Annotated in this window: 8 protein-coding genes; 3 read left to right on the top strand and 5 right to left on the bottom strand. The window is 72.3% G+C overall.

The annotated features are described in order from the left end of the window. Positions 1-31: 31 nt before the first annotated feature. Entirely contained in the window at positions 32-1,552 is a 1,521-nt protein-coding gene (locus EOT10_RS07170; RefSeq protein ID WP_127827192.1) for a sulfatase family protein, read from the bottom strand. 24 nt (positions 1,553-1,576) lie between these two features. Then, positions 1,577-3,142, bottom strand: a complete 1,566-nt coding sequence (locus EOT10_RS07165) for an MFS transporter (protein ID WP_127827191.1) — start codon at positions 3,140-3,142, stop codon at positions 1,577-1,579. A gap of 23 nt (positions 3,143-3,165) precedes the next feature. Here EOT10_RS07165 and EOT10_RS07160 point away from each other — a divergent pair, with 23 nt between their 5' ends. Further along, entirely contained in the window at positions 3,166-3,837 is a 672-nt protein-coding gene (locus EOT10_RS07160; RefSeq protein ID WP_189491292.1) for a TetR/AcrR family transcriptional regulator, read from the top strand. A gap of 43 nt (positions 3,838-3,880) precedes the next feature. Here the strand turns inward: EOT10_RS07160 and EOT10_RS07155 are convergent, their stop codons facing one another. Further along, positions 3,881-6,553: an SCO7613 C-terminal domain-containing membrane protein gene (locus tag EOT10_RS07155; RefSeq protein WP_127827189.1), complete on the bottom strand. Its 2,673-nt coding sequence runs from the start codon at positions 6,551-6,553 to the stop codon at positions 3,881-3,883. 126 nt (positions 6,554-6,679) lie between these two features. Here EOT10_RS07155 and EOT10_RS07150 point away from each other — a divergent pair, with 126 nt between their 5' ends. Next, the gene (locus EOT10_RS07150) at positions 6,680-7,549 is read left to right on the top strand and encodes an NAD(P)H-binding protein (protein ID WP_127827188.1); all 870 of its coding nucleotides are present in this window, start codon (positions 6,680-6,682) and stop codon (positions 7,547-7,549) included. On the opposite strand, the gene EOT10_RS07145 is transcribed toward EOT10_RS07150, so the two are convergent. Further along, on the bottom strand, positions 7,537-8,895 hold the full coding sequence (locus EOT10_RS07145) for a chloride channel protein (protein ID WP_127827187.1): 1,359 nt from the start codon (positions 8,893-8,895) through the stop codon (positions 7,537-7,539). The genes EOT10_RS07150 and EOT10_RS07145 overlap by 13 nt on opposite strands. 113 nt (positions 8,896-9,008) lie before the next feature. Here EOT10_RS07145 and EOT10_RS07140 point away from each other — a divergent pair, with 113 nt between their 5' ends. Beyond that, positions 9,009-10,478 (top strand): hypothetical protein, encoded by a 1,470-nt coding sequence (locus EOT10_RS07140; protein WP_431313262.1) that lies wholly within the window; start codon positions 9,009-9,011, stop codon positions 10,476-10,478. A 14-nt stretch (positions 10,479-10,492) separates the two neighbouring features. Here the strand turns inward: EOT10_RS07140 and EOT10_RS07135 are convergent, their stop codons facing one another. Next, a complete protein-coding gene (locus tag EOT10_RS07135) occupies positions 10,493-12,133 on the bottom strand; it encodes an acyl-CoA dehydrogenase family protein (protein WP_127827185.1) in 1,641 nt (546 codons plus the stop codon). Positions 12,134-12,154: the final 21 nt, after the last annotated feature.

The following is a 12,154-nucleotide window of genomic DNA, read 5'->3' as shown; positions in this document are numbered from 1 at the left end:
GTGCCGTGCCGGACGAGCACGTTCCCGCCAACTACTCCTTCAGCGGCGCGAGGTCGGTGTGCTCGATGGCCCGCAGTTGCGCGAAGCGCTCACGCACCTCCGCTCGGCGGCCCCGGTCCATGGCGAGGTTGACCAGCTCCCCCGGGTCCTCCCGAAGGTCGTAGAGCTCATGGTCGTTGTCGTCGAACGCGGCGTCCGGGCCGTACAACTGCCGTGAGGGAGCCGGTGGTTCGGGGCGGTCGGCGGGCATGCCTCCGCCCACCCCGAAGTAGCGGGCGTACTTGAAGCGCCCGTCGAACATGCCGCGCACGGCGTACCGCGTGTGCTGGATCCGCCGGGTGTGTACGGCGTCGTGGGCGAAGAGCACGTAGTCGCGCACGGAGGTGGCCGGATCTGCGAACACCGGGGAGAGGTCGGTCCCCTGGAACGACGGGTCCGGAGCGACGCCGGCGAGCGAGCAGATCGTGGTGGCCAGGTCGACGTGCGAGGCGAGCGCATGGGTCGTGCTGCCCGGCCGCGTCACGCCGGGGACCTTGACGTAGCAGGGCACGCGCATGATCTCGTCGTAGACGAACGGCCCCTTCGACCGGAGCCCGTGCGAGCCGCACATGTCGCCGTGGTCGGACGTGAAGATGACGATCGTGTCGTCCCAGTTGCCCGAGGATTCCAGGGCGCCGAGCACCGTGCCCAGGCTCTCGTCGGCGAGCCGGTGCAGCTGCGCGTAGTAGTCGAGGTGGCGCAGCCACGCCCGCTTGTCCTTGGGGTCGATGTGCCCCCACAGACTGTTCTGCTGGTCGTGGCGCCACTGCCGCTGGGTGTCCGGCTTGGTGTGCAGATCGTCGTCGAAGTTGGCGGGCAGATCGGTGAACACCTCGTCATACGACTGTTCGTAGGGCGGTATGGCCTGCCCGCCGCCCCAGTCGCCGCTGTCCAGGAACTGCCGGACGAAGTCGAGCATCTTCGGGTTGGCCCGCTGGTAGTCCGGCTGGTCGATCGGGTACCACATCACGTCGTGCGGGTTGACGAGGGCGACGGTGAGGAACCAGGGCTGTGGTGCGTCCGCGTTGCGGGTCAGCCAGTGTGCGGCGTTGCGGGCGATGACCGGGTCGAAGTGCACTCCGGTGCCGGCCATCCCCATGAAGTGGTGGTCGTTGCCGTCCCAGTCGCCGTACCCGTACGCCTCCATGTCGGGCCGTGCCGACCGGGACAGGTGCCATTTGCCGATGTAGGAGGTCCGGTAGCCGGCCTTCCGCAGGGAACTTCCGATGGTGGGGACGGTCGTGTCGAGTTCCGGCTGCCAGGGGAAGATGACGTTCTCCGCGACGCCGTGCTGCGGGACGTACTGGCCCGTCATCATCGTCGCGCGTGACGGGGAGCAAGGCGCCGAATGCGTCCAGTAGTTGGTGAACTCGAGCCCCTCGGCGAGCAGCCGTTCGCGCCAGGGCAGCCGCACCGTGGGAGGCAGCCAGCCGCGTTGCCGTTCCTGGTCCGAGACGACGAGAAGGATGTTGGGCCGCTTTGTCGTGGGGTGCTTTGTCGTTGACTCATTCATGTGTCTGACTCGCTTTCGTCGTGATCACACGTGTACGGGGCCGGCCTGTCCGCCGGTGGCCGGGCTCCGGCCGCCGCGCATGAACACCGCGACGGCCACCGCGACGCCCGCCACGGCAGCGGCCAGCAGAAAGGAGAGGGTGAACCCGGATTCGGCGTAGACGATCCGGCCCGTGTCCTGATCGGCGCGCAGGACGTGCTGCGCGAGGACGACGCCGAGAACCGTCACCCCGGTCGCGTTGCCGAGGTTGTTGGCCACGCCCATCATTCCCGCGCTCACCGCCGTGTGGGTGGCGGGAACCGCCTCGACGACCAGGTTCGAGGCCGACACGAAGAAGAACCCGAATCCGATCCCCTGCACCAGCGCGGCGACGAGCACCTGCCATGGCTCGGCGTGCAGCATCGCGAGGATCACCGCGCCGGCGGTGAGAGCGGCCAGCGCCACGAGGAAACTGGTCCGGGGTGCGCGGCGGCGCGCCACAAGACCGCCGACCGGTCCGCAGACGGCGCCGACCAGCCCCTGGGGCACGAGGAACATCGCCACGCCGAGTGCGTCCGCCCCCAGGCCGTATCCGGGCAACTTCGGGGTCTGTACGAGCAGGGGGACGACGAAGGCCTGACCGCCGATCGCGAAGGCACCGCCGAAGGTCGCCAGGAGTGTCCACCGCAGCGCCGGTCCCGTCAGGAGCCGCACGTCGATCAGCGGCTCCTCCCTGCGCAGCTCGCACAGGACGAACAGCGCGAGCAGGACGCCGGCGCCCCCGATGACGGCGAGGGTCCGGGGTGCAGCCCATCCCCAGGAGCTGCCCTGGCCGACCGCGAGCAACAGGCCCGCGGCTCCCGCGCCGAACAGCACTCCGCCGGCGAGGTCGACGCGGCGACGCAGCCGCACCCCCGACTCGGGGACGGTCAGCACCAGGACCGGGGTCAGCACGAGGACGTACGCCAGGCAGAACCAGAAGACGGCGCGGAAGCCGAAGGCGTTGACCAGCAGTCCGCCGATCACCGGCCCGGCCACGGCGCTGAGCCCGAGCCCGGTCGTGATGGCACCCAGCGCGACCGGTACGGCACGGGGCGGGAGGACGTCGCGGATCAGGCCGTAGGCGCAGGGCGCGATGACCAGGCAAGTCCCTTGCAGCGCACGGCCGATCAGCAGTACGGGGAAGGAAGGGGCGAGGGCGCAGACGAGCGAGCCCGCGGCGAAGGCGACGGCGGCGAGCGTGATCATCCGCTTCTTGCCCACGGCGTCGGCGACCTTGCCGAGGAGCGGCTGGGCCACCACTCCGACCAGGCTGACGACGGTGAGCGCCCATCCGATCGCGGGCGTGCGGAACTCCGCCGCCATCGCGGGAAGGGCCGGGTACACGAGGGACAGTTCCAGCGCGACGACCTCGGTGAGCAGGACGAGGGGGACGAGCAGGAGAACGCAGGAGGCGGTGGACCTGGCGTCGAGCCGGCCGACGGCCGTGTCGGGACCGGGGCGCGCGTTGAAGAGAGGTGGGGAGGCATCGCGCACGGCGTTCTCCTCGCGGTAGGGACCGGCTTCACGGATGCGGGCCGTGGGAAGTTTTAACGCGCTTGCGTTAATCACGCAAGGCCTCCACACTGATCGGTGTGGCAGAGAATTCCGACACCCGAGTCCGACTGATCGAGGTCTCCGAGCGGCTGTTCGCCGAGCGCGGCATCAACGCCGTGTCCCTGCGCGAGATCGCGGCGGCGGCCGGCCAGCGCAACACCTCCGCGGTCGCCTACCACTTCGGGACCAAGCGGGCGCTGGTCGACGCCGTCTACGAGCACCGACTGACGCCGACGACGTGCCGGCAGCTCCGCATGCTGGAGTCACTCGACGCACAGGGGCGGGGCAAGGACCTGCGCTCACTGGCCGAAGTGCTCGTCCGTCCCATGGTGGAGCGGCTGGGCAGCCCCGAACACCCCAGCTGGTTCCTGCGGTTCGTCGCCAACGCGCTGTACGTGGAGGAGATCGCGCCGTTCGACCTGTCCGCCCAGGAGTGGACTCGGGGCCTGCATCTGATCCGCACCCGCATCGAGGACTGCCTGCGCGATCTCCCCGAGGAGATCAGGGCCGACCGGTGGGACTTCTTCATCGGACTGCTGCTGCACACCCTCGCCCAGCGCGAGAGGCTGCTTCAGGCGCGTGGCGCCGGGGCGCAGGACCGGCCGAGCCAGAGCCTGCTCGCGGCGGACCTGGTCGACGCCGGCCTCGCCGTGCTGACGGCCGAGGTCTCACCCGCCACGCGGCGCGTGCTCGACTCATCACCACGGTGACGGCGGCCCGGTCATGGCGGTGCCCGTGGCACCGCCGGCCGGCTCACCTCATGCCGCCCACCGCGTCACGCAGACGCCGGGCCTCCTCGATCCGCTTCTCGTACGTGGCCCCGAGCAGCAGCAGGAGCAGGCCCGCCGCGGCCAGCGGCACCCAGCGCGGGAGCAGGCCGAACACCTGGACCACGGTCGGGGCGAGTTCGTGCAGCCCCACCATCACGAGTACGGCGCCGCCGACGACCAACGGCGCCTGCAGGCGGGCCCGTACACCCACGACGGTGACCGACAGGGCGGCCAGGCCGAGGAGTAGCGGCCGTACCCAGCTCGGGTCGGTCCAGGTGGCGGCGAGGCTGGGGAACATCGTCGCACCAAGGCCCGCCCCGTACGCGGCCCAGGAACCCGTGTCCGGAGCGCTCGTACGACGGCGGTGGCCGATGACCAGCGCGGCTGCCGTGACCGGGAGCGTGTACGCCTCAGGGGAGTCGACACCCGCGAGCGCGAGGCGCACCCAGGAGGAGGCGATGAGCAGGCCGGTTCCGACGAGTGCGGCGCGACGGCGGTCGGGGCGCAGCGCGACGGCGAGGCCGGCGACGCCGCTCACGGCCAGGGCGAGGCTCAGCGCATCGAAGTGAGGGACCGTCAGGGCGATGGCGACGGCCGCGAGTACGTAGCCCGTACCTTCGACGGCGGTGGCGACCTGATCGCGCCCCGGAATCCGGTGCCAGGCCGCCGCGGCGCCGGCGGAGACACCGGCAACGGCGAGCACGACGAACGCCGTGCCATGCCAGGGCAGGTCGGCGGTGACCCCGGACGCGACCGCTTCGACGCCAAGGGCGAGGACGGCGAAGGCACCCGCGACGCGTGCCGCCGCACGGGCGGTGGGGTGGCCCCTCATCGGCGCCGACAGGACGTGTGCAAGTACGGCGGCCGACGCGGCGAACGTCCCCCACACCGCGAGTACGGCGGCCCGGTCGGCCCACGACCACAGCAGGGCGAGCGCCCCGGCGGCGACCGACGCCACGAGCCGGGAGGTGAGTGCGGCCCCCGGCCGGCGCACGACGTCCACCACTACCGCGAGGGATCCGACCGTGGCGGCCGCCAGTACCCACCCGTACGGCACCCGGAGCGCCACCGGCAGGAGGAGCAGCGCGGGAACGGCGCTCAGCGCGCGGGCGTTGCGCAACGCGTTCGCCAGCCGGTCCGTGTTCGCGGCGGCGGCGGAACGGGCACGCAGGGCGGCCATGGCCGCCAGGACGGCGGCGAACAGCCACAGCACGACGAGCGGCGCGCTCGCGACCTCCCAGTTCCAACGCTGCGGGTGACCGTCGAACCACAGTTCCACGCCGTGGACGGCGGGCAGGGTGAGGGCGTGCACGATGTCCGGCAACACCAGAACACCCGTGAGCAGCAAGGCAGTTGAGGCCGAGGCCAGCTCCCCCACCGCAGCCGCGACGCCGGCCGGTGGTACGAATGCCCCGGCCTCCGCCTCAGCCTTCACCCACCGGCCGCCGCGCGCGCAGGACATCGCCGCCCACACCGCGATGACCGCCGCCGGTGCGGCATAACCGGCCACGCCCCACCCTCCGGGCGTGACACACCGCAGCCCGGAGCCGACGGCCACGATCAACGCCACGACGGCCGCGCCCTCGGCACCGCAGCGCAGCGCGAACGGCAGAGCGCGGAAGGCTCGGCAGAACACCACACCCACGAGCGCGAGCAGCCCCAGCGGCACCCAGGCCGGCACCACCTCGGCCCACGACACGGCAGCCACCGCGTGCGCGACCGCGATCGCGCCGCCCACCAGCGCCCACCCACCACCGACGGCCCGGACACCCACGACGAGGACGGCGGCAGCCCGTTCGCCGCCCAGCCGGTCACGCACCCCATCGGTCCCGGCGCCGCCGCGCTCCGTGAGCGCGTACAACGTCACGAAGTCCACGGCGGCCGTGGCGATCAGCGCGGTCGCGTAGTCCTCGGCTCCGCCGCCCAGAGCCGCCACGATCAGCAGCCCCGGCAGCCGGGCCGTCAACAGACCGACGGCCAGCGGGAGCCGGAGCCGCTGCCACCAGCCGTAACCCGCCGCCCCCACCGCCGTCAGCACGGTGAGCACCGCCCAGTAGCCCTCCGTCCCCATTCGGTCCAGGCCACCGAGCCCGGCCTGCCGGGCCGCGTAGCCGTCCAGGAGCACCAGGGCAAGGCCCATCACGGCCGACGCCTCGGCGGTGGCGGTGAGCCGCCGCCGTATCAGCGGCCGGGGCAGGGCGAGCGCGCACGCGGTCAGCGCGAGGAGTACGGCGGCCCGCCCGCCGATGCCAAGGCCGCCCCAGCTCACCACCGTGAACACGAGTGCGGCCACGACCACCAGCACTCCGCCGATGATCAGCAGCACGGTCCGGGCGGACGGCGCGGAAACCTCCCGCCCGGGCGCCCCGGCCCTGCCCCACCCGGCGGAAGCAAATCCCGGCACGCCGGCGGGTACCGCCCCCGCGGACACCGCCACCGGCGCATCCCGACGCGCCCGCAACGCGGCCAACAGCTCACCGTGGCGCCACACCAGCCAGCGCCTGCGCGTGTCCAGCGCGTTCAGCTCCCCCGCGACCTGCCACAACGCGTACGCGTCCGGCCCGGTCAACGGCAGCCCGCAGCGCGCGCACGAAGCGGGCGGAGGCGACCCGAGAGGCGTACCGCAGTCCGGGCACCCCGGCGATTCCATCTGCATGGCGCGAGTATGCGCGGGCCCGGCGACCACGACATGAGTACCCGTACTCAACATCGCACCGGCGCACGGCGCGCACCTCGTCGGGCGCCGCGGAATACTCCGGCCACGGCGGCGGCTTACCTGATCATGAGTGAGATTCTTGTGACGGGGGCAACGGGCAATGTCGGGCGGGAAGTTGTCGCTCAGCTTCTGGCCGGGGGCGCGGGCGTTCGCGCGTTGGCGCGTGATCCCGAGTCGGCCGGACTCCCGGGGGCGGTCACCGTCGTCGCCGGGGATCTCTCCCGGCCGGACACGCTGGACGAGGCCCTGAGCGGCGTCGAGACCGTGTTTCTGATCTGGCCCTTCCTCAGCACCGAAGGCGCCACCGCCGTGCTGGCGGCGGTGGCGCGGCACGCCCGCCGCGTCGTCTACCTCTCGTCGTCCGGTGTGGACGAGGGCGCCGAGCGGCAGACCGACCCGATCAACCAGCTCCACGCCGACATGGAGCGGCTGATCGAGAAGTCCGGACCGGCGTGGACCGTCCTGCGGTCGGACACGCTCGCCTCCAATGCGCGAGGGTGGGCCGGGCAGATCCGCACCACCCACGTCGTGCGCGGTCCCGGCATCGCCGCCACCGCGCTGATCCACGAGCGCGACGTCGCGGCCGTGGCCGTACGGGTGTTGACCGATGACGGGCATGAGCATGAGGGGGCGACCCACGTCCTGACCGGCCCGGAGGTGCTCGGCCGGGCCGACCAGGTGCGCCTGATCGGGGAGGCGATCGGCCGCACGACGCGCTTCGAGGAGGTTCCCGTGCGGGTCGCGCGAGAGCGGATGCTCGCCGACGGACGGCCGCCCGCCCTCGTCGAGGCCCTGTTGGCGAGCGCGGAGAACCGGCCCGCGTCACACCTGATCACCGGCACGGTGGAGGAGATCACCGGTGCACCGGCACGCACGTTCCGGTCATGGGCTCAGGAACACGCCGACGAGTTCCGCGCCCTCCGTCATGCCGTGTGATCCGGCTGCGCGTCGGCAGCGTGCCCCCGGTTCACGAACAGCACGGTGAGATGCGCGACCACCGCGGCCGTCACGATCAACGGCGTCTGGTCGTGTGCGTCCTTCCCCATCAGCAGCACCGTCAGCACCGCGCTGCACAGCGGCAGTCCCATCACGGCCGTACCTGCCGCGCAGATGCCGAGGGCGAGGGCCGGTGTCGCGCCGAGGCCGGGCAGTCCGGCGCAGGCGACGCCCCCGGCGGCGCCGAGCAGCAGCGCCGGGAAGATCGGGCCACCGCGCAGGCTGCCGAGGCTGATGCCCCAGGCCAGTCCCTTGCAGACGACCAGTGCGAGCAGAGCCCCCACGGGCCACACGCCGGTGTTCGCGGCGAGGTCGCCGAGGGTCGCCTGTCCGGAGAGCGCCGCCTCCTCGGGCGACCTTCCGGTGAGCAGGGCGTACGCGGTGAGGCAGATGCCCACGGCGACGGCGCAGGCGAGCGTGCGTAGCGTGGTGCGACGACCGGCCGTCCAGCGGCTTGTCACGTAGCCGAGGCGATGGGTCACGGTGATGACGCCCGCGATGACCACGGCGAGCGGCACGCCCCACAGGAAGTCGCCGGCGTCGGGGGTGACCAGGGGCGGCACGGTGGGCAGCGCGAGTCCGCCGACGGAGAGTCCCGTCCAGGTGCCGAACCCGGTGAAGACCACCGCTCCGGCAGCGCTCGCGATGAGGCAGGGCAACAGGAGCACGGCGAGGCGGGCGCCCGCGAGGCCTGCTGCCTCGACGACGAGGATGGCCGCGACGATCGGTCCACCGAGGATGGTGGAGATCGCGGCCGTGGACCCGGCGGTCGCGACGATCGCGGCCGTCTGAGGGTTCGTCACGTCGAACCTGCGCACCGCGAGGAGTGCGAGCCCGCTGCCCATCGCCATGAGCGGGGCCTCCGGTCCGAGGACGACGCCGAGCGGCAAGGTCGCGAGCGCCGCCAGGACGACTCCCGGCAGCTCGCGCGGACCGATGGGTCTGCCGCTGCCGCCGAGTCCGTTCACCGGCAGGTGCCCGCCGCCTCCCGGCATCCGGGTGACGATGGGCGCGAGGATCACTCCCGCGAGGGCCAGCGCGGGCAGGGGCCACCACCACGGCGCCTCCTTGTAGCCGACGGCCTTCGGGAGCGACGTCCAGACCTCGTGCTGCAGCGAGTGCTGGAGTCCCACGAAGAAGAAGCAGGCCAGCGCGATCGGCACGCCGAGCAGGAGGGACAGCAAAAGGACGCGGAGGTAGCGTCCGCTGAGCAGGACCTGTTGCGCGGCGTCCGCCGACGCGTCCTCGGCCGGACTCCCCGGCGCCGGACCGTCGGCGGCCGTCATACGCGGCCTCCTCGGACGGTGGGGCGGGTCCCCTCAGGGATGTTCGCCGACGGCACCGGCATGTCCACTCCACACGCCTTTCGGAGAAGGTGGAGAGAGAAGTCGACAGGGGGATGGGGGAAGGGGAATTCAGTATTGCTCCGGTCACGTGTACGCGCATTTCCCGCCCGCCACCTCACCTGAACGGACGCCCCACCTCGCCGGTACGCCACTCCGGCGGTCCCCTGGGAGCAGCACGACGGCGCCGCAAGGAGGCAACCGTGACGGACGGCAACGGGCCCGCGCAGCCCGACGATCGGGACGAGATCCGGGAACTGCGCGACCGGGTGGCGACACTCGAATCCGCACGCGCCCCCCGGGCCCCACGACATCGGGGCCGGTCCCTCCTCGCCGCGATCCTCATCGTCATCGGATGCGTACTCGCGCCGCTGTCCGTGGTCGCGGCCTGGGCGGCCGACGAGGTCGGCGACACCGACCGGTACGTCGCCACGGTCGGCCCGCTCGCCTCGAACCCGGCCGTTCAGGAAGCCGTCGCGAACCGTGCGACCGACGCGCTCATGTCCCATATCGATCTGTCGACCCTGCTCGCCGGCGTGGCGCCGGCGGACCGGCCCCGGCTGGAGAAGGCGCTCGGCAAACTCGGCAACTCGCTGGAGGGCGCGGTCCGCAGCTTCGTCCACGACAAGGCGCTCGCCGTGGCCGGTTCCAGCGCGTTCGAGACCATCTGGAAACAGGCGAACCGGCAGATCCACAGCTCCCTCGACAAGGCGCTGACCGGAAAGGGGGGTGGCGCCGTCCAGCTCAAGGGCAACACGGTCACCCTTGACATCGGGCCGCTCGTGGACCGGGTGAAGAAGCGGCTCGTCGACTCCGGGATGAGTGCCGCGGGACGGATCCCCGAGATCCACACCAACTTCACGATCCTCACCTCGGACAAGATCAGCAAGGTCAAGACGTATGTGCGGCTGCTACAGGTGGCCGGGAACTGGCTGCCCGTCATCGCCCTCGTGCTGGTCGCCGCGGGCGTCCTGCTCTCGGTGCGCAGACGCCGGGCCGTGGTCAGCGGCGCGCTGGGCGTCGCCGTCGCCGTCGGGCTGCTCGGCATCGGGCTGCGGATCTTCCGGGTGATCTACCTCGACCGGCTGCCGGCGAGCGTCTCGCAGGACGCGGCCGCCGCCGTGTACGACACCATGACCCACTTCCTGTTCACCATGGTGCGGATGGTCATCGCGCTGGGTGTCGTGGTCGCGCTGGGCGCCTGGCTCACCGGGCCGGGGCGCCGCGCGGGGGTGGTGCGCGGGCTGTGGACGTCGGGCATCGGAGCCGTACGATCGACGGCCGACGGGGCGGGGATGCGCCTCGGCCCGGTGGGTCCCTTCGTCCGCCGTTACCGCACCTGGATCACCTGGATCGTCGTGGTCGCCGCGCTGGTCGTGCTCCTGCTCTGGTCCTATCCGACGGGCTGGGTGGTGTTCGGGATCGCGCTGTGTCTGCTGTTCGTGATGGCTGTCGTGGAGTTCCTGGGGGCGGGGTCGGGGGCGGGGACCGGCGACGGAGAGCGCGAGCCCCGGCCCGCGACCTGAATGAAGCCCGGACGTCAGACCGGCAGACGCTCCAGCAGCGCCGCGAAGTCCGTGTCCGGGGGGAGCGTGCCGAAGGCGAGGCCTCGGTCGCCGGCGAGGCGGGAGGCGCAGAACGCGTCGGCGACGGCGGCGGGCGCGTGCCGGACCAGGAGCGATCCCTGCAGCACGAGGGCGGCGCGTTCGATGACCCGGCGGGCACGCAGCGGCGCGTCCTCGGTGAGGACGAGTTCGCCCTGGAGGTCCTGCCAGGCCGCGTCGAGGCGCCGGTCGCCGCCCGCCGCCGCCTCGATCTCCGTACGGAACGCCTCCAGGGACTCCGGCTCGCGTGCCAACGCGCGGAGCATGTCGAGGGCGTTGACGTTTCCGGAGCCCTCCCAGATGCCGTTGAGCGGGGCCTCGCGGTAGAGCCTGGGCATGCCTGACGCCTCGTCATACCCGTTGCCGCCGAGGCATTCCAGGGCTTCGGCCACGGCGACGGGCTGGCGCTTGCACACCCAGTACTTGCCGACGGCGGTGGCCAGGCGGAGGAAGGCGCGCTCGGTGTCGTCGCCGTGCTGGGCACGGTCGGCGGCGCCGGCGAGACGCAGGGCGAGGGTCGTCGCGGCCTCGGACTCGACGCTCAGGTCCGCCAGTACGTTGCGCATCAGCGGCTGGTCGATCAGCTTCGCGCCGAACACGGAGCGGTGCCGGGCGTGGTGGGCGGCCTGCGCGAGCGCGGCGCGGGTGCCGGCGGCGGAGCCGAGGACGCAGTCCAGGCGGGTCATCGTCACCATGTCGATGATGGTCCGGACGCCCTTGCCCTCCGCGCCGACGAGCCAGGCGACCGTGTCGTCGAACTCGGGCTCGCTGGACGCGTTGGAGCGGTTGCCGAGCTTGTCCTTGAGGCGCTGGATGCGGAAGGTGTTGCGGCTGCCGTCGGGCAGGACGCGTGGGACCAGGAAGCAGGAGAGGCCGCCGGGCGCCTGGGCGAGCACCAGGAACAGGTCGTTCATGGGAGCGCTGGTGAACCACTTGTGACCGCGCAGCCGCCATGTGCCGTCGGTGTGCGGGGTGGCGGAGGTGGTGTTCGCGCGGACGTCGGTGCCGCCCTGCTTCTCGGTCATGCCCATGCCCGCGAGCAGGCCGGGCTTGTCGGCGGGGGTGCGCAGGCCGGATTCGTAGACGCGGCTGGTCAGCAGCGGCTCGTACGTCTTGGCCAGGTCGGGGGCGTGGCGCAGGGCGGGGACGACCGCGTAGGTCATGGAGACGGGGCAGCCGTGTCCCGCCTCGGTGCCGCTCCACACCATGAAACCGGCCGCGCGCGCGACGTGCGCGCCCTCCCGCTCGTCGGCCCACGCGCTGCCGCCGAGGCCTTCGCTGATCGCCACGTCCATGAGTGCGTGGTAGGAGGGGTGGAAGTCGACCTCGTCGACACGGTTGCCGTAGCGGTCGTGGGTGCGCAGCACCGGCTCGAAGCGGTTGGCCTCGTCGGCCCAGCGCTGCACCTCCTCGCTGACCGCACGGCGGCCGAGCCGGTGCAGGTCGTCGAGGTACCAGGCGGCCCCCTCTCGGCGTACGCCCTCCAGCAGCACCGGGTCGTCGGCGGCGTCGTGACCGGTCAACGGCGGCACCTGGTTGGTCACTTCGTGCGTCACGGCCGTGGGGTTGCTGGTCATGGGGCCTCCTTCAGAGGGGCG

The organism is Streptomyces antnestii, assembly GCF_004005495.1.
In the GTDB taxonomy this organism is placed as follows: Bacteria; Actinomycetota; Actinomycetes; order Streptomycetales; family Streptomycetaceae; genus Streptomyces; species Streptomyces antnestii.
The sequence above is the reverse complement of the archived record's forward strand: the minus strand, read 5'-3'. Positions and strand labels throughout refer to the sequence as shown.

Coding starts and splice junctions, on each gene's coding strand:
- EOT10_RS07170 (WP_127827192.1), bottom strand. CDS start 1,552: ATGAATGAGTCAACGACAAAGCACCCCACGACAAAGCGGCCCAACATC.
- EOT10_RS07155 (WP_127827189.1), bottom strand. CDS start 6,553: ATGCAGATGGAATCGCCGGGGTGCCCGGACTGCGGTACGCCTCTCGGG.
- EOT10_RS07150 (WP_127827188.1), top strand. CDS start 6,680: ATGAGTGAGATTCTTGTGACGGGGGCAACGGGCAATGTCGGGCGGGAA.
- EOT10_RS07145 (WP_127827187.1), bottom strand. CDS start 8,895: ATGACGGCCGCCGACGGTCCGGCGCCGGGGAGTCCGGCCGAGGACGCG.
- EOT10_RS07140 (WP_431313262.1), top strand. CDS start 9,009: ATGGGGGAAGGGGAATTCAGTATTGCTCCGGTCACGTGTACGCGCATT.
- EOT10_RS07135 (WP_127827185.1), bottom strand. CDS start 12,133: ATGACCAGCAACCCCACGGCCGTGACGCACGAAGTGACCAACCAGGTG.